Here is a 24620-nt window from a genome sequence, read left to right on the forward strand (position 1 = left end):
ATGATCGGCATCATTGATTATGGAATGGGTAATCTGTTCAGCGTCAGCAAAGCGCTAGAGCGGCTTGAAGTCCCTTACTTTCTATCAGAAGACCAGGAAGAGCTGAAAAAAGCGGATGGGCTGATCCTTCCTGGAGTAGGCAGCTTCAAGGATGCAATGGACCGGCTGAATGCTACCGGGCTGACAGGGATGATTCAGGAATATACCGCGGCAGGCAAGCCGCTTGCCGGCATCTGCCTTGGCATGCAGCTTTTGTTCGAAAGCAGTGAGGAAAATGGCTATTCAGAAGGCTTGAAACTTTTGCCTGGAAAGGTTGTCCGTTTTCCAGGAGAAGATGAGCAAAGGGAAAAATACAAGGTCCCGCATATGGGCTGGAACAGGCTTGAGTTCATCAACTCTTCACCGATTCTGAAGAATGTGGAAGAAGGATATGTTTATTTTGTCCACTCCTATTATGCAGAGCCGGGCGATCATGATGTTGTCATTGCAAGAAGCTTTTATGATAGGGAAGTTCCAGCTGTTGTCGGCAGGGAAAATGTCTTCGGGATGCAATTCCACCCGGAAAAAAGCAGTTCCCTTGGCATGGAGCTGCTGCGGAACTTCACGATAGTAGCCAGCAAAGGAGGAGAGTCCCAATGAGCTTTACAATCTATCCGGCCATTGATATGAGAGCAGGCAAATGTGTCCGCCTGCTGCAGGGGGATTATGAAAAAGAAACGGTGTACGGCGATTCTCCGTTCGATATGGCCAAATCATTCGCAGATGCAGGTGCAGAATGGATTCATATGGTGGACCTTGATGGCGCTAAAGATGGAAAGCGTGTGAATGACTCTTTTGTCATTAAGGCTGCGCAGGAGCTTGGTGCAAAGGTCCAGATAGGCGGGGGAATCCGGACAGAGGAGGATATCGCCCACTATCTCGATAATGGCGTTTCCCGTGTGATCATCGGCAGCATCGCTGTTTCCAATCCTGAGTTTGCTGTAGAAATGATCCGCAAGTACGGCGGAAAAATTGCGGTTGGACTTGATGCAAAGGATGGCTATGTTGCGACACATGGCTGGCTCAATACTTCCGAGGTAAAAGCGGTTGAGCTTGGGAAGCGGTTTGCTGATGCTGGAGCAGAGACCTTTATTTTTACCGATATCGCGACAGACGGGATGCTGTCCGGGCCAAATGCGGAGGCGGTCAGGGAGCTAGCGGCAGCAACCGGAAAAAGCGTCATTGCTTCAGGGGGAGTAAGCAGCCTTGCAGATTTGACGGCATTGCAGGCGTATGAGGGTGAAGGCGTTTCCGGCGCGATTGTCGGGAAAGCCATCTATGAAGGCAGGTTCACGGTTGAACAGGCGCTGAAAGAGGTGGCCCGCTGATGCTGACAAAACGGATCATCCCATGCCTTGATGTAAAGGAAGGGCGGGTTGTAAAAGGAATTCAGTTTGTACAGCTCCGTGATGCCGGCGATCCGGTCGAACTGGCCCGCTTTTATGACCAGCAGGGGGCTGACGAGCTTGTGTTCCTTGATATCTCTGCATCACATGAAGGCAGAAAAACGATGACCGAAGTGGTGAAGGCGGTCGCTTCAGAGCTGGCCATCCCATTCACGGTCGGCGGCGGAATCAATGCACTTGAAGATATGAAAAGAATCCTCAGGGCTGGAGCTGACAAAGTTTCCTTGAACACGGCAGCTGTAAATAATCCGGACCTGATCAGGGAAGGAGCAAGCTTCTTCGGGTCACAGTGCATCGTTGTCGCAATTGATGCGAAGTATGATCCTGAGCTTGGATCCTGGAGAGTCTATACCCATGGGGGACGCAAAGCGACAGACCTTGGGGTGATTGACTGGGCAAGGCAGGCTGTTGAGCTTGGCGCCGGTGAAATCCTGCTGACCAGCATGGATGCCGACGGCGGGAAAAACGGGTTTGACCTTTCATTAACGAAAGCAGTGAGCGAGGCTGTCAGCGTACCGGTCATCGCATCCGGAGGCGCCGGCAACAGCGCCCATTTCGCTGATGCCTTTACAGAAGGGAAGGCTGATGCGGCCCTTGCTGCGTCGATTTTCCATTATAAAGAAACATCAGTCAGTGAAGTAAAGCAATTTTTAAAAGAAAAAGGGGTGACGGTCCGATGAATCTGGAAGAACTGAAATTTGATGAAAACGGCCTGATTCCGGCGGTGGTCCAGGACCGGAAAACGAAAGAAGTATTGACTCTGGCCTATATGAACCGTGAATCACTGTCTCTTTCCATTGAAAGCGGCGAAACCTGGTTTTACAGCAGATCACGCCAGGAGCTCTGGCATAAAGGAGCAACCAGCGGAAATACGCAGCAGATTGCAGAAATCAAATATGACTGCGACCAGGATGCCCTAGTTGTGCTGGTTGAGCCAGCCGGGCCTGCATGCCATACAGGCGCCGTCAGCTGCTTTAATGAGACTGTTTATAAGGCAGAAGGCCTGTCAGATGCCGGAGAGGAAAGCTACAGCATCCTTGCCGAGCTGGAGCAGGTAATCGGGCAGCGGGAAAAAGAGCGTCCGGAAGGGGCCTACACAACCTATCTGTTTGAAAAAGGCGTGGATAAAATCCTGAAAAAGGTCGGCGAAGAATCCGCTGAGGTCATCATCGCAGCTAAAAACCGCGACCAGGAAGAGCTCAAATGGGAAACTGCCGATTTGCTTTACCACCTGCTCGTCCTTTTGCGCGAGCAGAAGCTGCCATTCGAGGAAGTGCTTGGTGTGCTGAAAGAGCGGCATGAAAAAGGTTGATTTTTGAGGAGGGCAGCTCACTTGAGCTGGCCTCTTTTTGGTAAATGGTGGTAAAAAATGTAAGAAGGGGTGAATCATGCGGAAACTGGGGTGAATAACAAAAAAACTAGGGTGAATCATGCGGAAACTAGGGTGAATAACAAAAAAACTAGGGTGAATCATGCGGGATCAGGGTTGCATAACGGCTGTTCTTGATAGAATCACGGCAGAATTATGCTGTACATGCTTAGGTTAAGCAGAACAGTGCAAAAGTTCAGCAGATATTGTGAAAGAATCCAGGAAATTTCCTCAAAAACCGCCAGCAGTGCCTTAGGCAAACCAACTCAATGCCAGCCGGAAAACTCCACCTTCAGATACGCTTTTAAACTCATGGCCACAATTCTGTTCTCCGAAAAATACGAATCTCATTCTGCTCTTCTCCGGCAGCTTGCACATGTGATATACTACTGTAGTTAAGGCTGGCGCAGGTGTGCGAGTGATTGGCCTGCTGCCTAGAGATGAGGGATTACATGAGCAAAGACTCAAAAGCAAGACAACCGATGGGGAAACTACTTACATTCATCCCGACTGGCGAATATTATTTTTCAAAAGGAATCAAATCCTTTCACCGCCGGGATTTTCATAAAGCAAGCAAATATCTGCAGCGTGCGATGCAGCTGGAGCCGGGCGAGCCGATGATCGCCTGCCAGCTGGCGATCGTGTATACAGAATTGAATGAATACCAGAAGTCGAATAAGCTGCTGCATCTTGTCCTGGAGGAGCTAGATGAGGAAATGGCTGAATGCCATTACTTCCTTGCCAATAATTATGCCCACCTGGGATTCTTCAAGGATGCTTATCAGCATGCCAATACGTATTTGGAGCTTGAGCCTGATGGAGAGTTCATTGAGGATACGGAAGATCTTTTGGAACTTTTGACACTGGAAGCAGAAGATCTGGATGAAGAGCTGTATGAGCAGGACGACCTGATCACCAAGCAGGAGCAGGCAAGGGAGCTTCTTGAATCAGGGCATTTCCCGAAAGCAGTGGAAATTCTGAGCACGGTGATTGAGGATTACCCGGAATATTGGTCAGCATACAATAATCTGGCGCTTGCCCATTTTTACCTGGGAGAAGTGAACAAAGCGAACGATATCCTTGATGAGGTGCTTGTACGCAACCAGGGCAATCTTCATGCGCTTTGCAATAAGCTTGTGTTTGCCTACTATCAGCATGATCTTGAAGAGGTAAAGGCTTTAATTGAAACGCTGAAAAAAATCCAGCCGCTCCTGATTGACCACCAGTTCAAGCTTGGGGCCACCTTCGCGCTTGTCGGTGAATATGAGCCTGCCTACAAGTGGCTGCGCAAGCTCCACAAGTCAGGCTATGAGGGAGATGGCGCCTTTTATTACTGGCTTTCTTATTCCTCCTATTTTACGGGGAAGGAAGACCAGGCCAGAAACTTCTGGAAAAGGGTGCTGGAATACAGCCCTGAGAAGGCGGGCCTTGAACCATGGAACGAAGATAAGCCGGAAACAGCAGGTTTCGAGGACCATCTGGATTCCATCTATAAAAAAATGAACAGTGAATATGGTGAGGAACGCTTATTTGCTCTTTTCCTAGCTTCAAAATCAGGCAGAAAAGATGAGATTCTTGCAAGCAAGGATGTTAAGCAGAATCCAAGATTCACTGGCGCTGACCGTGAATACGCAGCATTGATTGAAACTGGCGCCGGAGAAAAAACCAGCGCAAGAATCGCCCATGAAACGGCAGAGCTCTTATACAAACACCATAAACCGATCGGGACAGTTGAAGCCGGGTTATATCTGGCATGGTTTACTGTCTTCAAGGAAGCTGATGGTCAGGGGCTTCTTGCCAGGAATGCAAAAGCATGGGCCGGGGCGGTGGAATATGTCTGGAGAAAGCAGCGCAGCGAAAAAGTCTCGCAGCAAAGCGTGGCAGCTCAGTACGGACTTTCTGCTTCCACACTGCAGAAGTATGTAAAATCAGTCAGCAGCATTCTGAAATGAGCAGATTCTTGGACTGTATCCTTATTGTTTTATAGGATATGGTTAGTAAGGAAATACTACTGAAACAACCGCTGTTTTTCTTGGGAATAAACGCACTTGCTCTTACAGCTCCTTCTGCCTGTCAAGGCTGGGAAAGTCAATTTTGCAGAGCAATAACTAAGTATAAAAAGCATTTCTCAGGGGGAATCAGCAAAGTCCTAGTGAAGGAGTGGAGCAAGATGGCAGAAGAAAAAATTTATGATGTCATCATCGCTGGCGCAGGACCGGCCGGAATGACAGCTGCTGTGTATACATCCCGTGCCAACCTGTCTACATTGATGATTGAACGGGGCGTGCCGGGAGGGCAAATGGCCAACACAGAAGAAGTCGAAAACTATCCTGGTTTCGATCATATCCTGGGCCCTGACCTGTCTACTAAAATGTTCGACCACGCCAAGAAATTCGGCGCCGAATATGCATATGGCGATATCAAAGAAATCATCGACGGTGAAGAATATAAAACCGTTGTTGCAGGATCAAAACAATATAAAGCCCGTGCTGTAATCATTACAACGGGTGCTGAATATAAAAAAATCGGTGTTCCGGGTGAAAAAGAACTCGGCGGCCGCGGTGTATCTTATTGTGCCGTCTGTGATGGCGCGTTCTTCAAAGGCAAAGAGCTTGTTGTTGTCGGCGGAGGAGATTCTGCTGTCGAGGAGGGCGTCTACCTGACCCGTTTCGCGGAAAAAGTGACCATCGTCCACCGCCGCGACGAGCTGCGCGCACAGGCGATCCTTCAGCAGCGCGCGTTTGACAACGAGAAGGTTGATTTCATCTGGAACTCTACAGTAAAAGAAATCAACGAGAGCGAAGGCAAGGTAGGAAGCGTCACGCTTGTTTCTACTGAAAATGGGGAAGAGCGCGAATTCAAGGCAGATGGCGTATTCATCTACATTGGCATGGTTCCGCTGTCCAAGCCTTTCCAAAGCCTTGGCATCACCAATGAGAACGGCTATATCGAAACGAATGAACGCATGGAAACAAAGGTTCCTGGCATTTTTGCTGCCGGAGACATCCGTGAAAAAATGCTTCGCCAGATCGTGACCGCAACAGGCGACGGCAGCATCGCCGCCCAAAGTGCCCAGCACTATGTTGAAGAATTGATGGAATCTTTAAAGGCGAAAGCTTAATATTGTTTGAAAAAACGCTCATTAATGAAATGGGCGTTTTTTATTCATAATCTGGCTGCAGCAGCTGCGGTTTCCGCAAGAGAAAATTCAAAAAAGATGCCGCTTCCATCCACCGGCAGCAATAGGCCGAAAGCCGCATTGTACAAGGCTTTCGGCCGACTTTTTACTAAAGAAATAAAAAGTCATTTTGTTTTAATCGTACTGTAACAGTAGTGCAATAAACATCGGGTAATATAGGAATAGAAATTGACCCCCTTTTAAGATATAATCCTTTGTGCAGCACAGGCATACATAGCCTGTGCTCTTTTTTTTGGGCGAAGGCAAGACGCCTTTGCATCTCAATTTGTCCAGCTCCGACGGCTAGAGCCTCGAGTCATAAACCACAAAAGAATTAAAGGCAAAGAACGCCTTTTATTCTTTTGCGTCTTATGCTTGTCGGCTCTGGGCGAGCCGCCTCCGCATTTCATTTTTTCATTTCATTGTGGCTGCATGACAAAAATAGTATAATGAAAAGAATATATTCGACAGGACTGCCTGTGCGGCGGTCATGAGAAGGAAATGCTGAGGTGAGGCTGTTGCAGCGGGTCACGAATTGTGTGCTGTTGAAGGAAAATCAAGTATTGCTTTTACAAAAACCGAGACGTGGCTGGTGGGTAGCGCCCGGAGGAAAGATGGAGCCGGGTGAATCAGTCCGGGATTCCTGCATCAGGGAATTCCGCGAGGAGACAGGCATATACTTAAGAAACCCGGGCTTGAAGGGGATCTTTACCTTCATTATGAAAGACGGGGATAAGGTGCTTTCTGAATGGATGATGTTTACTTTCCTTGCACGGGAGTCTGATGGCATCAATCTGGATGAGTCGGAGGAAGGGAAGCTGGCCTGGCATGATTTTGATGATATCAAGAATCTGCCGATGGCTGCCGGCGATTATCACATTCTTGAATATATGATTCATGGAAATGGAATTATTTACGGGACGTTTACGTATACGCCGAATTTCGAGCTTCTAAGCTATCGGCTGGACCCGAGTTAAATAATATAGATTACAGGGGGAGAATAGGAATGAGCAGCGGTGCGGCGACTGATACACAAATGGTCATAATAACTGGGATGTCGGGAGCAGGGAAAACAGTGGCGATCCAGAGTTTTGAGGATCTTGGCTTTTTCTGTGTGGATAACCTGCCTCCGACTCTGCTTCCGAAGTTTCTTGAACTGATGAAGGAATCAGGGAATAAGATGAATAAGGTTGCACTGGTCATGGACCTTCGCGGCAGGGAGTTCTTTGATCACTTATTCAAGGCGCTGGACGATTTGGCCGAAACTTCATGGGTGGCCCCGCAGATTTTGTATCTGGATGCGGACGACTCTACATTGGTCAGGCGCTACAAGGAAACCCGGCGCTCTCATCCCCTTGCTCCGTCAGGTTTGCCTCTTGAAGGCATCAAGCTTGAAAGGGAGCTTCTGGAGGAGCTGAAAGGGAGGGCCCAGCTGATATATAAAACATCAAACATGAAGCCGCGGGAGCTGAGGGAAAAAATCCTTGATCAGTTTTCAGTCAACCGGAAGACGACGTTTACCGTCAATGTGATGTCATTTGGCTTTAAGCATGGCCTGCCGATAGACGCAGATCTTGTGTTTGATGTACGATTTCTGCCGAATCCCCATTACATCGAGAGCATGAGGCCGAAAACCGGCCTGGACGAAGATGTGTCGACATATGTACTGAAATGGAATGAAACCAATAAATTTCTCGAAAAGGTTACAGATCTGCTGAGCTTCATGCTCCCTCACTACAAGCGCGAGGGCAAGGCCCAGCTGGTGATCGCGATTGGCTGCACAGGCGGCCAGCACCGTTCTGTAGCCCTAGCTGAGTATATTGCCCGCTTTTATGAAGCGGATTACCATACACATATCACTCACCGCGATATCGAGAGGAGAAAGGATAAAACAACATGACAGGTACAGAACAGCCTAGAATCGTCATCATAGGGGGAGGCACAGGGCTCCCGGTCCTCCTGCGCGGTTTGAAGAAGCATCCTGCAGATATTACAGCCATCGTGACGGTGGCTGATGATGGCGGGAGCTCTGGCCGCCTCCGGAATGAACTGCAGATTCCTCCCCCTGGGGATATTCGGAATGTTTTAGCTGCACTGTCTGATGTGGAGCCGCTCATCGAGGAAATGTTCCAGCACAGGTTCAGCACCGCGAATGAGCTTTCCGGCCATTCACTCGGCAACCTGATCCTTGCTGCCATGACCTCGATCACAGGCAATTTCACTCATGCCATCCAGGAAATGAGCAAGGTCCTCAATGTTAGGGGAAAGGTTCTCCCGGCCGCAGACCAGAGTGTCGTCCTCCATGCTGAGATGGAGGATGGGACGATTGTTTCAGGAGAATCCAAGATTCCATACTCAGGGAAAAAAATCAAAAAAGTCTTCCTGAGCCCTGAGGATGTCAATGCCCTGCCGGAGACCATCCAGGCCATCAGGCAGGCAGATCTGATCATCATCGGGCCTGGCAGCCTTTATACAAGCATACTGCCAAACCTCCTTGTTCCGAACCTGGGGAGAGAGGTCTGCAATGCGAAGGCCAAAAAGGTCTATATCTGCAATCTGATGACGCAGGCAGGGGAAACGCTTGATTTTACGGCGAGCGATCATGTAAAGGCCATATATGACCATATGAATTGTTCTTTTATCAATACGATCCTTGTCAATAATGAAGATATTCCGGAAGAAGTACAGGAGCGGTACAGCGAGGAGCTGGCCAAGCCTGTCCATTATGATGTTGCCAACCTGCAGGGGCTGGGCCTCGAGGTTGTCCACGGCGAAATCGTCAGCCTGGACGGCGGCGTCATCCGCCATGATACACAGGAAGTAGCAGATATTTTATTTTCTTTACTAATAAATGAAACCAGCAAGCGATATAAAGCGTAAATATAAATGTGCAAGCGTTTGTCTGGGCGGGGGGTGAAGGTATGTCTTTCGCTTCGGAAACGAAAAAGGAATTAACCAACCTTGAAGTTAAAGACTGCTGCGGCAAGGCTGAATTATCAGCGCTTATTCGGATGAACGGATCACTCTCTTTTTCCAGCCGGAAACTAATTGTGGATATCCAGACAGAGAATGCCGCCATAGCGAGAAGAATTTATACACTGACAAAAAAGAATTACACCGTTCAAGTGGAGCTGCTTGTACGAAAAAAGATGCGCCTGAAAAAGAATAATGTCTATATTGTAAGACTGGCGCAGCAGGCGCAGGAAATACTCGCCGACCTGAAGATCCTGAAAGAGGGATTTGATTTTACCCATGATATTTCAGAGGAGCTTGTGAAAAAGAAATGCTGCAAGCGCTCCTATCTGCGCGGCGCCTTCCTTGCCGGCGGCTCGGTGAACAACCCTGAAACATCATCTTATCACTTGGAAATTTTTTCACTATACAAAGAGCATAATGATTCTTTGTGTGAATTAATGAATACATTTGGATTGAACAGCAAGACGCTTGAAAGGAAAAAAGGCTATATTACGTATTTGAAGGAAGCCGAGAAGATCACTGAATTCCTGAACATCATCGGTGCCCATGGAGCGCTGCTGCGCTTTGAGGATATCCGGATTGTCAGAGATATGAGGAACTCGGTGAACAGGCTTGTAAACTGCGAGACCGCCAATCTTAATAAAACCATCGGCGCGGCTCTCAGGCAGGTCGAGAATATCCGTTATATCAAGGATACTGTCGGCCTTGATATACTCCCGGAAAAGCTCAGGGAAATTGCAGAGCTTCGGGTGGCCTATCAGGATGTGACCCTGAAGGAGCTTGGGGAGATGGTGTCAGGCAGCCATATCAGCAAATCAGGCATTAATCACCGACTTAGAAAAATAGATGAAATAGCAGAAAAACTGCGTTTAGGTGAATCCATAACAGGAAATTAGAAATAAGATAATATGGGAGGTTAGAGAGAAATGGTTGAAAAACAAGTGGAAGTAAAGCTGCGGACCGGCCTGCAGGCCCGTCCTGCCGCCCTGTTTGTCCAGGAAGCAAACCGCTTTTCTTCAGATATCTTTTTGGAGAAGGACGGAAAGAAGGTCAATGCGAAAAGCATCATGGGCCTTATGAGCCTCGCAGTCAGCACTGGCTCTGTTGTAAACCTGGTGGCTGATGGAAGTGATGAAGAGGAAGCACTCGAAGAGCTTTCGCAATATATCCAGCAGGAAAGCTGAAAAAACTGAAAAGGCACCCTGAGCATTTGTGCAGGGCGCTTTTTCTTTGTTTAACACCATAATCTCTTTAATCATAAAAAAGAGGGCTGAACCTGTCAGCCCTCTTGCTCTATCTTTACTTGTCTTTCTTTTCTTCCAGGACATTGCGGGTGATGATCTGATCGATCAGCCCGTATTCCAATGCTCTCTCAGCTGTCATGAAATTGTCGCGGTCTGTATCTTTTGCGATCACTTCAAGCGGCTGGCCTGTGCGTTCTGAAAGGATCTGGTTCAGCTTTTCGCGAAGGAAAAGGATGCGCTTTGCGGCAATTTCGATTTCTGTTGCCTGGCCCTGCGCTCCGCCGAGCGGCTGATGGATCATAACTTCACTGTTTGGAAGGGCATAACGCTTGCCTTTCTCGCCTGCTGCAAGAAGGAATGCACCCATGGAAGCGGCCATCCCGATGCAGACTGTGGAAACCTTCGGACGGATGTACTGCATCGTATCATAAATCGCCATACCGGCAGTGATGCTGCCGCCAGGGCTGTTGATGTACAAAGTGATATCCTTTTCAGGGTTTTCTGCCTCCAGGAATAGCAGCTGAGCTACAATGGAGTTTGATACATTATCATCGATCGCACTTCCAAGCATGATGATGCGGTCTTTCAGAAGGCGTGAATAAATATCGTATGCGCGCTCGCCCCTGTTTGTCTGTTCAATAACTGTAGGGATTAAATTCATTTGTCAGTTCCTCCTTCAAGATAAAGATCCAACATACAACGGATTAAAGCATGTTCTTCCATAAGAAGAAATATTATGGGTTCTGTATGTAATCATTATGATACACTGATGGTCAATAAAGGTCAAACAAATCGCTTATGGAAATCCAATATATGCTGCAATCATTTTATTCTCTCTTTAGCAGGATATACCTGCTTAATGCGGTATAATAATTGCATTGATAAAAATTTCCTTATCCATAACCATCATACCCACCTCTTCTATTTTTAAACAAAGGAAGCTGAAAATTGAAGTGGGGATACGGGCATGTAAATTAATGCTGGAGGCTGCGATTTTGTCTAAAAAAAAGAAATCATTTTTTCATAATAAGCTGCGGCTTGCAGGGCTGGGCCTGATCATCCTGGCACTGGCCGGATATGCTGCCTACAATTATACTTCACTAGGAAAGGGAGAACGGGCTGCGGAAGAAAGGTCAGCTTCGTCCAAAGGGGAAAAGGACTTGAAAAAGCTGTTCCCGGGCAATATGGAAGAATCAGCTGTACAGCAGGCCATCCATGATATGAGCCATCAAAAGGTGAAAGCGGAAAATAAATGGGGCGCACTGCAGATCACTCCTGACAGGATCAGCAGGCTGATCTATGTGGTGGGAGCCAATGAAATGAATTACCAGCATTCAGATTTATACCTGGATATCCTTAAAAGATGGAGTGAGGGCGACTTTTCGTCTGCAGCCAGGGACCATAACAGCATCTGGAAGCTCCAGGGCGGTACTGTCGGGGAAGCCAAAGGACTCCTGAGCGAAAAAGAGGAACAGAAGTATATCGAGAAAAACTTTAAATAAAATCGGCCGCTATAGTCAATTATTGTTTAACCATTGACAAAAAGCGGCCGGCTTTAGTATTATATACTAGTGTCTTATAGAAGACCTGTATGATTTGCCCTCGTGGTGCAACGGATAGCACGTAAGATTCCGGTTCTTGAGATGTGGGTTCGATTCCTGCCGAGGGCGTTATGTAAATCAATGAGTTCCTATGTTTGTAGTGATTTTACTATAAGCGTAGGGACTTTTTTGTTTGGGTGCTTTTCATTCGTGGATACCACGCAACGAATAACACGCAATGGAGGGCATTTTAATGTCGAGAAGAAAAGGAACGACAAGTATGGAAGTCGTGGAAAAACTGATTAAAACAAAAAAGGAGATTCCTTCAAAGAGTTTTTTCGAAGCTACGGGTGAGTTTTTAAAGCACTGCCAAATCAAGGGTCTTTCACCAGACACCATACATTTTTATGGGAAAGAACTAAAGGGCTTTTCGAGGGCATTGTCAGATCTAGATGTTTCGTTGAATGATGTTAGGACATTGGAGACGAAACACGTAGAAAACTGGATTATGTATATGCAAGAAAAAAACAGGGCTATCAGTTCCATAAACGCAAGAATGAGAGCGGGTAGAACTTTTATGAATTACTGCCTTAAGAAAGGCTACATCGAGAAAAATCCTTTTGAAGGGGTATTGCAGCTTAAGAAACGGCATGTTATCGGAGCGACATTTACAAAGAAACAATTAGATAGGCTTTTAAGCGCTCCAGATATAACACAATTTGTTGGACTACGTGATCTTGCGATTATGTTGACATTTGCCCATGTAGGATTGAGGTTGAAAGAGCTTTGCTCTTTGAAGGTTCAAGATCTTGCTTTTGAGGGGAAAGGTGAGGTGATTATTCAACAAGCAAAGAACCGCTATGCTCGCCGTGTCCCAATGACCAAACGATTAAAAGCTGTCTTAAAAGCTTATGTACAAGAAAGAGGCATCATCGATACTGATGCACTCTTTATCAGCGTCGAGAATGCCCCTATAAGCCCCAGAACAGTCCAAGAGCGGTTGAAACACTATGGGATGATCTCAAAGGTCGAGAAAGACGTTCCTGTTAGTCCTCATGCGTTTAGAAGGACATTCTGCCGTTTGAAGGTAGAAGCAGGAGTAAACTTGTTTGTATTGCAAAGGCTAACTGGTCATAGTGACCTTGAAATGCTGCAGCGTTATGTACAGATTTATGGAAAAGATCTTGAGCAGGCAATTGAGAAAGGTTTTGATTAAGAATCCTTACTTCTGCCGAGGGATGGATATAGTGGACTATAAGTTTAAGGGGAAGGGGGCAGTCACATGGCTGTTCTCTACTTTATTTCCAATATAAAAATATTTATTATATTGCAATACTTTAGTTTTATTTGGATTACTGGGTTTTCAAAAGGGTTTGATACCGTTGCACAATGTTTTCTAGTGATAAATGCAATACTTTTGTCTGAAAATTAAAACAATTAGGTTGATTAGGATGTTTTGATGTGATATTAATATAATGATTACGATTGAAAGAGGTGTAACCATATTACGTATTCTTGTTCTTTGTACAAAACTTGTGAAATGTGTAGGAGGACAAAATGGTACAAGGAGTTTCCTTCAAAAGGTTATAGAAGGAGGCGGTCGTATTGTAGGGAATGTAAAAATCTATATTCTTTCGATGCTAAAAAACTAGTAAACTCAGAGATTGAGGTTCGAATCAAATTGCCATCGAAAAGAAAAATTAGCTACTCGGTTTCATATGAAGAAGCAAAAGTTCTAGTTCAGCAAGGCATGGCTGGCATTGTCCACGAAACATTAATTCACAAGTTCTATGATAAACAGTCATTTAAGAAGAGGATCTTAGAACGAGACAATAATACCTGTTTCTATTGTGGACTATACGGAGATACAGTTGATCATATCGTACCTAAGATAAGAGGTGGTATATCGAGTTTTTTAAACTGTGTCTGTGCTTGCTATAGATGTAATGCCAATAAAAGTGATCTTTCTATAAATGACTTTCTGAATTGTATTGAACCGCATTGGATTAATGAACAAGGAAAGAGTAATCGAGTAAGACAGCAGATACATTATATTAAGGAGTTGTTTGAGTCATTAAATGAGAGCCTTCGGAATAAAGAATTTTCTGAGTTGAATTGTGATGAGCAGATTTCCTATCAAGTTAATCAAATTGACCTGTTGTTTACAGAGTTTAAAGATCAGTTGCTCAGTGAGTAAAACAACAAATTTCAGTTATATCGATCATAATATGGGTGGAATAATGGATGGAAAAATCAGGGGTAGTCTATAAAATCAAAAACAAGTTAACAGGCAAAACTTACTTCGGTGAAACAACAAGGGATGGAGAAACAAGGTTACATGAGCATATGTTAGCCTTAGAAAAAGGAGTTGAAAGGAATAAGTCTTTACAAAGAGAATTCTCTAAGTTAGGAGTAGAGGCTTTTGAATTTGAAGTTATCATTGAAACAAAGGAACATAAGCTATGTGAGTTACTATTAATTGAGTTGTTATCCCGCATTGGGTTAGGTTATAAACAAAGACGAGGAGATCAAATACAAAAGCTATTAAATGGAGAATTGGCTATCCCAAAGGAAGTTTACCAGGAAATTCGAATTTACATTAATCAGAATCATCATACAAAAGATCAGCACCTTTCATTACTAAATGAACTCAAAGACATCAAAGAAAATGGATTTCAGTGTAAATCAGACGATATATACAACAGAGAGTTTAAAAACCTATTTTTGAGAAGTTATGCCAATAGCACTCGTAAAGTAGATGAAGTGAGATTCAAGAAAGCTTGCGAATATGAGAAGCTGGCGCAAAAAGACTTGTATGACTTTACCTATGAGGAAGCTGAAGACTTTATAACCTCATTAAATTCCAATAGTCGGAAGAGCATTCTAAATCAAATCTCTAGGGCAGGAAAATACTTGGAATTTGCCATCCAGCAAGGAGTTTCTATGAATAAAGTCAATTACTACAAAGAGCTAGCGAGGAAATGGCATAAGAAATAGTGTTTCAAATGAGACACTTTTACAGTAATAAGAGACAGGGTTAAGATATATAATGTGTGCCAAAATAGTGATTGAGTCTTTAATTATTGCCTCTCTTATACACACAGGACAGGGTGTTGAAAATGTTCGAGTCGAAACGTATCATTGTTCACTTTCTAGCTATTATAAATGACTTAATGCCAGTATTAATATTACTATTCTCGATACATTTCACTATTTTAAGTACTTTAAAAGCGTTTAGATATATGCCTTGCTTATAGGAAAAGTCTGGAATTTCAGAAAATAAATGTTATGCCAAAAGACTTATTGTATTACGAGATGAATAGTGCTATAATTTTTGTGCAATTAAACAAGTAAACTGTGAAGGAGTTGTATCTACATGCACCCGCCTCTTTAGGAGGCACACTATATATTCCTGTAAATCCTATGATCGCTCATAGGGTTAGGCGTTTTATGTTTATATTATTCAGGGATAGGTGTGTTTTCTAACGAGTTGAGGGCATGTGGATTCGCTCCTTTTTTGTGTTTTCTGCGGGAGTGGGATAACACTATATGTATTACCAAATAAATAGCTAAGGGAGAAAAGATTAGTACCTAAGGAATAACTGGGGATTCTAATTCCCAAATAGAAGAATGTAAGCAAGTAGAATGATAATATAGGGTCGCCACCTTTAGGTGGCGAGTGACCGAAGGGAACGAAGGAGCTTTAGCGACTGACCCAAATCCTTGTGAGCGAAGCGAATGCCCTATACCTTTTGTTTAAGTATGATTTGAAATTTGATGTGCATTTTTTGTAGGTGACAATGCCGTTAATTACCAATAAAACCGAATGATCAAGGACAATAAACTGTACCGAATCGGGGTACTAAGATCTTTACCTTAATAGGTCGAATCGGTACAGAATTTACCCTGGGAATCATCAATAAAAGTAAACGATAATCCACCATGAATGCGTCATTTTTCAATAAAAAAGCATAAAGGAGTTGAAAGAGATGGCTGCTAAAAATAGCGAAACTTAGCCATTAGAAAAGGGAAATCATTTTGTCAAAAGTATACACATTAGCACAATTAGTAAAAAAGTATGGAAGTGAAGCGCAAAAACGATCATTCAAGAAGAATGGAAACCTTACTGGAAAAGAATTTGCTCTGCTTATCAAATCAGTTTTAACTGAGTGGGAAACCTATAAAGTTGAGGGGAGAGGTTCTAAGCGGATAATTACGTGCTACGTAAAACTTTCTAGAAAGGCTGAACGAATTGATAAGCGTGTTCATAATGGAAAGGGGCAACTGGTTGGTGAATTTGAATTAAACTCGCTTGTCATAAATTATCTGATCCAGAATGATAATCAAGTAAGACCTATGAGTTCCACAAAATGGCTTACTGATCTAGAAATTATAGATCGTAGGATTACTGGTGCATTGTATGGTGATAAAGGAATTCACTTAGAAGAGCTGCAAGAGCAGTTCGGTATGGTAAACAATGATTACAAAAGGGACAATTTGGATATCGATATGCTCGAGGAGTTCTTAAAAATTTATCTTAAACATATAAGATCCAGTCTTGTATCTGTCTTCAATAAGTTAGCTAAAGCAAAAGTAATTATATATCAAAAGGAAGTATGGGGCTGCACAACCAAAAATAGACATAGAAAACTATCTAGGCAAGAGATTAAGTCCATAGCTGAAATAAAACGTATTTTCCTCAATAAACATGGACTTAAAGGACGGGACTTATTTAAGACTAAAATGAAAGAGGTTAAGGCTTTCAATAAGGAATTTGGTGAGGAATTAAGGGAACAACTTAATTTGTTATTTTACTATGACGCCCACTTTTGTGTACTTCAAGATAGTGATTTAGGGGTGTATGACTACCTTAAAAGATTGCAGGAAAAGGGAGAACTGGAATTCACATACAGTTTGACTGAGCAAAGTGCCTTTATCGTGACTCAGGTTTATAAGGATTTGCAAAGTAAGCATTCATTAAAACTTGCAAAGGGAAGAGAAAAGAATATCACTAACAATTCCGATTCGAATAGGATCAAGTGTTTGAAAATTATGAAGCAATATGCGCCGATGTGGGAGTTGTTATTAAAATACTTTAGATGCACAAGCCGTCCCAAAGCATTTTCAAATGAAGTTGAAACTAGAACAACTGCACCTACTGTAGTTAAAATTGATGAGCTTGTATTTGAATTCCCTAATGGTTCAAACATGACTAATCCATTATCGATATTTCCAGGCATACACTTTTAACTGCGATCTATAGTGGTTGTCAGTAATCGCAAATTCGAAAAAGTAACGGTGCATATCACACTTAGGAAAGTCTCTTATTGAAGCTCTTTCTCTACATTAAGGGACGATTTGGAAAGGGTTATAACTTGTCATCGACTTACCCAGCTAACAAAAACCGTATTCGTATTGTCAGTTACTCTAAAAGAGACTCTCTTTTCTCGCTGCAAGCTTGTAAAGCGAAGCTACCTAATTCTTCCTTGTTCTCCCACCATCTGCGTAGGGAAGAGTTATCTCTCCCTTATTAGTTATTGGGTGTCTGAAACGAAGTGACTCGTTTCAGACACTCTTTTCCAATAAAGGCACAATTAAATCCCTCTTTTTTTTAGCCTTCTAACAGCTTAATTAAGCCCTTTACCCTTTCAAACAGCTCATCAAATGTAATTACATTTACATTTTTTAGCTCTTTTCTGTACAGCTCAAAGGAATGTTTATGAGCGGTATCAGTTAAAGTATCAAACCTGCCCGCTATAACTACACAACAAGGGTTGATAATGTCAAAATCAGTTTTGATCCCCTGTCTATAATTGTTATAGTCTATATTTTGATACTCCCTTTGGAGGCTTGTCTTATAAGTCAATACTTGTGTAACTGCTCCCATCAAGTCCTTATGTACTGAATATACTCCTGTTCTGTACTCAGTAGGAGTGATTAGAGCAGTTGAAGGAGTCTTAATCTCAATCAGTACAGCATCTTTTGAGAAGGGATTCGCATATAAGAAATCAACTAGCTTGCCACTATCATTGTTGATAGTCTTTCCTCCTACATAAGCCTCATCATTAATCAGAACAGTTGGATTAGAGAAAATCTGACTCAGAATCCAAGAATTATGCTTCAGTAAAGTTTGCCAAAACTTCTCAGAGGAATTGTGTTTGTTCCCTTCCCAAATAGACAATACTTTTTTAAGATTAGCTATCCCAACAAGAGTATTAAGTTGGTCTAAATCTTTCTCTTGTAGGTCTTTAAGCCTGTCAATTAGTTTATCTGGATTATCATTTGTAACAATCCATTCCAATGTTTTCTCTAGTGCATCACTCTTGTCATCCTCTAGGAGTTGAGTAAACAGATCAGCGTTACTCTCAAACATTTCAATCAGTCTTTCAATATCAGGACTGCTCTTGAAAAGCTGAAAGCCTCCATACTTAACCCCATACTTTTCATGTACTGCATAATGTTTTTTAATTTCTCTTGTAAGAGTCAGCATAGCCTCAGAATTTAGTTCTAACTTAATCCATTCTTCAGCCTTTAACTTACTTAACTCTAATTCCTTATAATCTTCCCAAGAGGCGTTTCTGCCTTTCTTTTGAAAAATGAAGCATCCTCTAACAGATGCCTCAGGATTATTAATGTTGTTCACTAGTTCAGGTCTGAAAATAAGTCTAGTAGTAGAAGTCTTTTTCAATTCAATGTCATCACAAACAGCAGAGTCTCTTGATGTTGTCCATACATTAATTTTGTCATTCATGTTAAGTGAACACTCCTCGATTACTGCATATTTAAAGCGAATATCATTTGGAAATCCTTACTAATAGTATACTTGATAAAAATGAAATGGAATACAGTATATTAACTTGCCATTTACAGAGTTAACGTTGAATTACAAAGGAAAAAGCCCTTGCCTCGAGAGACGCTTTAGCGACATGAAGTGAGGCGTTGTGAGATTCTCTCATGCCTCTTCCCTTATCGTTGTGCAGCCTGCTACAGGATAAAATCTCATAATTTGTATTACAAAACCACGCTTAGTCACATACATTCAATCGTTAATTGTCCGATACGATGCAAATAAAAGGAGCGTTAAAGAAGCGTGAATTAGTAAATATGTTAGTAAAACACTTAAATTGTTCGATAGAATTCTCGAAAGGATTAACAAGTCTGAAACAATGATACACTGCTATTCCTTAACAAGGCGTTCTTGAGTTATAGATGACTGTTAGGATCATACGTCAATTGCTACTCTTTTACCCTAGTATTATTGAAGGATTAGGAGTGCAAAAACTTGAAAGTTATTGCACCATGATTATATCCTTGGTATAATAGGCTTCAAGGAGTGCATTAACTTAGTGCAATAAATAAAGGTTGAAAAGTGAGGGGAAACATGAAATTCGGATATGCAAGGGTATCGACATTAGCTCAAGATTTGGATGTCCAAATTCAAGCATTGCAAGTGGAAGGGTGCGAAGTTATATATAAAGAGAAGTTTACAGGCACTAAAACAGATAGACCAGAGTTTAACAAGGTGCTTGAAGCATTGCAAGAAGGTGACACCCTAGTCGTAACCAAGTTAGATAGATTTGCAAGGTCAGCTGTTGAAGGTATTCAAACTGTTAAGGCTCTTTTTGCTAGCGGAGTTAAGGTTCACATTCTTAATATGGGATTAGTGGAAAACACTCCAACAGGAAGACTGATCTTTAATATACTCAGTTCTTTTGCAGAGTTTGAACGGGACATGATAGTAGAACGTACTCAAGAAGGTAAGGCATTAGCAAAATTACGTGATGACTTTAGAGAAGGTAGACCAAGAAAACACTCTAAGCAGCAAATCTTACATGCAATTGAATTACTAAAGAGTAATACATATAAAGAAGTTGAAGAAATGACAGGAATCAAAAAGCGAACGTTAATTAATAGAAAAAATGAATTGAAAGCAAAGCAATAGTAAGGGACATTCACTGTGTCTCTTTTCTTTTGCAGTACTGGGGGGCGTATTTCCACATATTTAAGTGGTTTATAGCCGAGAAATACCCTATGTACCCTTATCTACACGTCACAAAATTTTCATCAGGGTAGCCTTAAAAATAGGAACTGCTCTTTTTATATCAGTATGGTATGATTTTCCTGTAATCTCAACTAAAGAAAGCTATTTATGCAGATTTCATTAGTTAATTGAATTAAATACTATAAGTCCAGGTAGGGTTAAGTAAGGAGATTAATATGAGAAGACCACATGGTAGGGAGACTTGGAATCGATTATTGGAATGGGATACGGGTCAAGCATCTGCTGAGAGACTTTCGGCGCAAATTTTAAGATTTGAGGGATATCAATCTATTGACCCTTCTCACCCCTTAGGAGGAAGAGATGGAAAAAAAGATATGATATGCACTAAAGATGGTCTTCGGTGGATTGGTGCTTGTTATTTTCCTAGGGGCCAACAGGAATACAAGGAAATTAAGACTAAGTTTTTGGATGATATTGAAGGAATTGAAAAGAATAGTGTAGATGGAATGGTTTTCATAACTAATCAAGAATTAAGGTTAAAGGAAAGAAGAGAACTAAAAAAGTTAACTTCGCATCATGTAGAAATACTTCATTTAGAAACATTAGCAAGCATACTAGATAGTCCAAGTAACTATGGAAATAGAATGGAATTTTTGCAAATTCCATTAACTAATGAAGAACATGTATCGGTTCTTGCTCAGAATAATGAATTCATAAATGAAATTAAACAAATGAAACAATCATTTGAAGTTCTTTCTAAGGCTTATGAGCAAAGTCGAAATGGTAAGCACAATCCTGTTTCTGAAAAAGAAATAGGAAAATTAGAGGGAAAGCCAGCTAATATTCTTGTAAACAAAGGAGAAGTTTATCTTGCTGATTTAGGTAAGGGTATTGATCCTGAATTGGGCGGAATTAGACCAGTGGTAATAATATCAAATCGTATTAACAATAAATTTTCCCCAACAGTTACAATTTTACCTATTACAAGTCAAATCACAAAAGCGAAATTGCCTACTCACGTTGAACTAGGTCTTTTAACCAATATGAACAAAGAGAGCGTAGTGTTAGCTGAACAAATTAAAACTATCAGTAAAAAAAGATTAAACCAGCTTATAACAACTGTAGATAGTAGTGTAATGGAAAGAATAGAAGATGCTATTAAAATTCAAATGGGCTTAGTTGATTTTTAGGGCTTGCCTTTAAAACAATACTGGTACATATGAGAAGTTGTACAGCTGATTAAGCCCCGAGTATATTTCTTGGATTTAATTAACGACATTAACAATCTGGAATCTTTGCTAATTAATAATCATAATTTCAACTCGAAATCAGCTAAAATATCTTAAACCTTGATATGTCAAGGCTCTCAAAGAATTATATTAGATTGAACGCATCTAACTTAGAATGTTAGATGCTTTTTTATGGACTAAAAAGGATAATAAAATATCGATTTTATTAAATATCTCAATATTAAATAACAGAGTTTTCAACTGGTATACCCTAATTTTTGTAAGTGTATAGTATAATGGTTATATACAATTATCAGGAAAACGGTGATAACAGTGAATAGCAACTTTTCATTTTTCCAAGGGAAATGGGATGTACTTGCTAACTTGGGTGAGACAGCTGAGAGAAATGTATATTGTGACCCACATACAACCATAATGAAACTTCGCTTATTTGCGGAGACGTTAACGAAATTTATTCTAGCAGCAGAGAACATTAAAGAAGCATATGGTACGACACAGATTGATCGTCTTAATACACTAAGGCGTGAAGGCTTACTCGAACCAGAGTTGATTGATATCTTTGAGATTTTACGCAAAAAGGGAAATTTAGCAATGCACGAAGCTGGTTATGGGAAAACGGAAGATGCCAAAGCTTTGCTCCAATTAACCTTCCGCTTATCTATTTGGTTTATGGAGGTATATGGTGATTGGGATTTCCAAGCACCAGAATATACAGAACCAAAGGAAGAAACCGAAGTAGATACGAAAAAGCTTCAACAAGAATATGAAGAAAAAGTTAAGGAGTTTGAAAAAGAGTTAGAAAAAGCTCGACAAAAAGCGGAAACTGAAAAAGAGGGAGCTAGATCAGAGCGTAAACGGAAATCGAAGACCTTTATTCGACGCCAACACTTGACAGAGGCAGAAACGAGAACGATTATTGATGGGAAACTCCGTGCGGCTGGCTGGGAAGTAGACACCACCGAATTAAACCATCAAAAGAATGGTACGTTACCCCAGAAAAATCGAAACATGGCAATTGCTGAGTGGAAAGTTAAGGGTGGCAGAGTTGACTATGCTTTATTTATTGGTTTAAAGCTAGTTGGTTTTATAGAGGCAAAAGCAAAGAAAAAAACAATTCCTGGGGCTTTAGAAAGCCAGACTAAGGTTTATGCGAAAAATGTTGTTCAGGTTGATAACGAAGTTATTACAACAACAATTAATGAATATAAAGTACCTTTCTTATACGCAACAAATGGAAGACCTTATTTAAGACAGCTACAAGAGGAGTCAGGTATTTGGTTTTGGGATTCTCGTAAACCTTTAGAACATGCACGCTCTTTAGAAGGATGGCATTCTCCTGCAGACTTGGAGCTTCTACTCAGTCAAGATGATCAGGATGCTAACAAGCGTTTAGAAGAAGAGGATATTACTAAGTTTGGTTTACGTCATTATCAACAAAGTGCCGTCCTAGCGGCTGAGGCTGGACTTATCGAAGGCAAGCGTAGAATGCTAATTGCCATGGCAACAGGCACTGGTAAAACTCGAACTGCTATAGCACTTATGTATCGATTAATTAAATCGAAGAAGTGCCGTAGGATATTGTTTTTAGTAGATCGTAACTCGCTTGGAGTTCAAACCGAAGACGCTCTAAAAGATACAAAGATTGAAGGCTACTCATTTTCTAATATATATGATGTAAAGTCGTTGGATGATATGACTCCAGAGGTGGAAACGAAAGTTCACATTGCTACTGTTCAAGGGATGGTAAGGAGACTCTTCTATAGTAACAGTGAAAAGCTTCCTAGTGTCGGACAATACGATTTTATCATTGTAGATGAGGCGCATCGAGGATATACAAGCGACCGTGAAATGTCTGAAGAAGAATTAGAGTTCCGTGATCAAAATGACTATGTAAGTCAGTATAGACGTGTATTGGACTATTTTGACGCAGCAAGTTTGGCTCTAACAGCCACTCCTGCACTTCATACTACTGAGATATTTGGAATGCCGATTTTTAAATACTCTTATAGCGAAGCAGTGCTAGATGGATATTTAGTAGACCATGAGCCTCCGTACTTGTTTAAAACTGAACTATCCAAAGCAGGAATCGTCTTTGAGAAAGACGAGGAAGTAGAAGTATACGACGTTGATAAAGGTGAAATCCAGTTAGAAAAATTGGAAGACACCGTTCGATTTGAAGTGGAACAATTTAATAAGAAAGTTATCACTGAGCCGTTTAACCGTGCGGTTCTTAGTAAGTTAGCAGATTATATTGACCCAACAGGGATAGAGAAGACTCTCATTTTTGCCGCAACAGACCAACATGCTGATTTGGTCGTTCGTATTTTAAAAGAGGCTTTCACTGAGCGTGGGGACGAAATTGAAGATGATGCCATTGCTAAGATTACTGGATATATCTATAAACCTCTTGAAGCAATTAAACGGTTCAAGAATGAAAGGCTACCCAATGTAGTTGTTACAGTAGATCTACTTACGACAGGTATTGATGTTCCTCCGATTACAAATTTGGTGTTTTTGCGAAGAATTCAATCTCGTATTCTTTATGACCAAATGCTTGGGCGTGCGACTCGCCTGTGTCCTGAGGTTGGAAAGACTCATTTTAATATCTTCGATGCCGTGGGTATTTATGATAGATTACAAAGTTATACAGAGATGAAACCTGTTGTAAAAAAACAAAATTATAGCATTGGTGATCTGTATGAATCCCTTACAAACGCTGCTACAGAAGAGGAAGCTTCATTTTATCGTGAACAGCTAGTTGCCAAGATACAACGTAAAAAACAAAGGTTGGATGTTGAGGGCAAGAAGAAATTCGAGGAGTTATCTAATGGCAAAGATGTGGATGAGTGGATTCAGGATGTAAAATCGTATACTCCTCATGTTGCAAAACAACACGATATTTTGTTTGAATACATGGAAGCTTATAGAGTTACAGGAGAAAAAAGATATATTTCTAACAAAGAAGATAAAGTAGATGACGTAATTAGAGGATACGGCGAAGGGAACAGTCGGCCAGAGGATTATCTAGATGGGTTTGTAAACTTTATCAAAGAAAACATTAATGAAATCCCTGCCCTTCATATCGTATGTACAAGACCAAAAGATCTAACGAGAAAAGATTTGCGTGAACTGATTACGATTCTTGAAACGAAAGGCTTTAAGCAGTCACATCTCCAAACAGCTTGGAAACAGACAAAGAACGAAGACATTGCGGCTGATATAATAAGCTTTATTCGGCAAGCTGCACTAGGAGAAGCTTTAGTAGATCATGAGACTAGGGTCAAACAAGCATTACAGAAGGTATATTCCTTGCATGATTGGACACCTAGACAAAAGAAGTGGTTGGAGAGAATTGAAAAACAACTACTACAAGTGCCTGTATTAGCACCAACACCACAAGATGCTTTCTCAGAAGAGCCGTTTGTTAGTCAAGGTGGATATAAGTTGTTGAAGCGTGAGTTCGGTGATTTTATAGATACTGTTGTTAACACAATAAATGAGAACCTCTATATTAGTTAAAAATATGCCTCTTCAAAGGGGCATTTTTTAAGTTATAATAGATAAGTTGGTTAACTAATACAAATATAGGTGTGAAAGAAAAACCTTAAAATAATG

The 24620-nt window shown here is 41.8% G+C and carries 21 protein-coding genes and 1 tRNA gene; 20 read left to right on the forward strand and 2 right to left on the reverse strand.

Annotation, left to right across the window (positions count from 1 at the left end):
* The 11 genes from hisH to CYJ37_RS09705 all read left to right on the forward strand — a co-directional run bounded on the left by hisH (position 1) and on the right by CYJ37_RS09705 (position 10152).
* Positions 1–639, forward strand: coding sequence for an imidazole glycerol phosphate synthase subunit HisH (gene hisH, locus CYJ37_RS09650; RefSeq protein WP_101549447.1), 639 nt, complete (start codon positions 1–3; stop codon positions 637–639).
* Positions 636–1367, forward strand: a complete 732-nt coding sequence (gene hisA, locus CYJ37_RS09655) for a 1-(5-phosphoribosyl)-5-[(5-phosphoribosylamino)methylideneamino]imidazole-4-carboxamide isomerase (protein ID WP_101549448.1) — start codon at positions 636–638, stop codon at positions 1365–1367. Before hisH ends, hisA begins: the two co-directional genes overlap by 4 nt.
* Complete coding sequence (gene hisF / locus CYJ37_RS09660) at positions 1367–2125, forward strand: imidazole glycerol phosphate synthase subunit HisF (RefSeq protein WP_101549450.1); 759 nt, start codon at positions 1367–1369, stop codon at positions 2123–2125. Before hisA ends, hisF begins: the two co-directional genes overlap by 1 nt.
* Positions 2122–2757 carry a bifunctional phosphoribosyl-AMP cyclohydrolase/phosphoribosyl-ATP diphosphatase HisIE gene (hisIE, locus tag CYJ37_RS09665; RefSeq protein ID WP_101549452.1) on the forward strand — a complete coding sequence of 212 codons (636 nt, stop codon included), beginning with the start codon at positions 2122–2124 and terminating at the stop codon, positions 2755–2757. Before hisF ends, hisIE begins: the two co-directional genes overlap by 4 nt.
* 509 nt (positions 2758–3266) lie before the next feature.
* Complete coding sequence (locus CYJ37_RS09670; RefSeq protein ID WP_101549454.1) at positions 3267–4766, forward strand: tetratricopeptide repeat protein; 1500 nt, start codon at positions 3267–3269, stop codon at positions 4764–4766.
* Positions 4767–4804: 38 nt separating this feature from the next.
* On the forward strand, positions 4805–5935 hold the full coding sequence (trxB, locus tag CYJ37_RS09675; protein WP_257964210.1) for a thioredoxin-disulfide reductase: 1131 nt from the start codon (positions 4805–4807) through the stop codon (positions 5933–5935).
* A gap of 575 nt (positions 5936–6510) precedes the next feature.
* Entirely contained in the window at positions 6511–6969 is a 459-nt protein-coding gene (locus CYJ37_RS09685) for an 8-oxo-dGTP diphosphatase (RefSeq protein WP_094768572.1), read from the forward strand.
* A gap of 29 nt (positions 6970–6998) precedes the next feature.
* Complete coding sequence (gene rapZ, locus CYJ37_RS09690) at positions 6999–7892, forward strand: RNase adapter RapZ (RefSeq protein WP_009793065.1); 894 nt, start codon at positions 6999–7001, stop codon at positions 7890–7892.
* On the forward strand, positions 7889–8872 hold the full coding sequence (locus CYJ37_RS09695) for a gluconeogenesis factor YvcK family protein (RefSeq protein WP_101549460.1): 984 nt from the start codon (positions 7889–7891) through the stop codon (positions 8870–8872). Before rapZ ends, CYJ37_RS09695 begins: the two co-directional genes overlap by 4 nt.
* 41 nt (positions 8873–8913) lie before the next feature.
* A complete protein-coding gene (gene whiA / locus CYJ37_RS09700) occupies positions 8914–9864 on the forward strand; it encodes a DNA-binding protein WhiA (RefSeq protein WP_009793067.1) in 951 nt (316 codons plus the stop codon).
* Positions 9865–9894: 30 nt separating this feature from the next.
* Positions 9895–10152 carry an HPr family phosphocarrier protein gene (locus CYJ37_RS09705; protein WP_009793068.1) on the forward strand — a complete coding sequence of 86 codons (258 nt, stop codon included), beginning with the start codon at positions 9895–9897 and terminating at the stop codon, positions 10150–10152.
* 115 nt (positions 10153–10267) lie between these two features.
* On the opposite strand, the gene clpP is transcribed toward CYJ37_RS09705, so the two are convergent.
* On the reverse strand, positions 10268–10873 hold the full coding sequence (clpP, locus tag CYJ37_RS09710; RefSeq protein WP_101549461.1) for an ATP-dependent Clp endopeptidase proteolytic subunit ClpP: 606 nt from the start codon (positions 10871–10873) through the stop codon (positions 10268–10270).
* Between the two features lie 334 nt (positions 10874–11207).
* Here clpP and CYJ37_RS09715 point away from each other — a divergent pair, with 334 nt between their 5' ends.
* From CYJ37_RS09715 to CYJ37_RS09740, 6 genes are all read left to right on the forward strand, one after another.
* A complete protein-coding gene (locus CYJ37_RS09715) occupies positions 11208–11714 on the forward strand; it encodes a DUF6241 domain-containing protein (protein ID WP_257964211.1) in 507 nt (168 codons plus the stop codon).
* Positions 11715–11810: 96 nt separating this feature from the next.
* Positions 11811–11882 (forward strand) — tRNA-Arg (locus CYJ37_RS09720).
* A 124-nt stretch (positions 11883–12006) separates the two neighbouring features.
* Positions 12007–12969 (forward strand): tyrosine-type recombinase/integrase, encoded by a 963-nt coding sequence (locus CYJ37_RS09725; RefSeq protein ID WP_180827298.1) that lies wholly within the window; start codon positions 12007–12009, stop codon positions 12967–12969.
* A 534-nt stretch (positions 12970–13503) separates the two neighbouring features.
* Positions 13504–13950, forward strand: a complete 447-nt coding sequence (locus CYJ37_RS28030) for an HNH endonuclease (RefSeq protein WP_374703158.1) — start codon at positions 13504–13506, stop codon at positions 13948–13950.
* A 47-nt stretch (positions 13951–13997) separates the two neighbouring features.
* Complete coding sequence (locus tag CYJ37_RS09735) at positions 13998–14750, forward strand: phage lytic cycle repressor MrpR family protein (RefSeq protein ID WP_101549469.1); 753 nt, start codon at positions 13998–14000, stop codon at positions 14748–14750.
* A 1041-nt stretch (positions 14751–15791) separates the two neighbouring features.
* Complete coding sequence (locus tag CYJ37_RS09740; protein WP_180827300.1) at positions 15792–17003, forward strand: hypothetical protein; 1212 nt, start codon at positions 15792–15794, stop codon at positions 17001–17003.
* A gap of 361 nt (positions 17004–17364) precedes the next feature.
* Here the strand turns inward: CYJ37_RS09740 and sduA are convergent, their stop codons facing one another.
* Positions 17365–18504 (reverse strand): Shedu anti-phage system protein SduA, encoded by a 1140-nt coding sequence (sduA, locus tag CYJ37_RS09745; protein ID WP_101549470.1) that lies wholly within the window; start codon positions 18502–18504, stop codon positions 17365–17367.
* A gap of 630 nt (positions 18505–19134) precedes the next feature.
* On the opposite strand from sduA, the gene CYJ37_RS09750 reads away from it, so the two are divergent.
* The 3 genes from CYJ37_RS09750 to hsdR all read left to right on the forward strand — a co-directional run bounded on the left by CYJ37_RS09750 (position 19135) and on the right by hsdR (position 24524).
* Positions 19135–19695, forward strand: a complete 561-nt coding sequence (locus CYJ37_RS09750) for a recombinase family protein (protein WP_101549472.1) — start codon at positions 19135–19137, stop codon at positions 19693–19695.
* Positions 19696–19970: 275 nt separating this feature from the next.
* The gene (locus CYJ37_RS27720) at positions 19971–20945 is read left to right on the forward strand and encodes a type II toxin-antitoxin system PemK/MazF family toxin (protein WP_253618338.1); all 975 of its coding nucleotides are present in this window, start codon (positions 19971–19973) and stop codon (positions 20943–20945) included.
* A 372-nt stretch (positions 20946–21317) separates the two neighbouring features.
* Positions 21318–24524: a type I restriction-modification system endonuclease gene (hsdR, locus tag CYJ37_RS09760; protein WP_101549474.1), complete on the forward strand. Its 3207-nt coding sequence runs from the start codon at positions 21318–21320 to the stop codon at positions 24522–24524.
* Positions 24525–24620: the final 96 nt, after the last annotated feature.

It is taken from the genome of Bacillus sp. UMB0728, assembly GCF_002858875.1.
In the GTDB taxonomy this organism is placed as follows: Bacteria; Bacillota; Bacilli; order Bacillales; family Cytobacillaceae; genus Bacillus_AB; species Bacillus_AB infantis.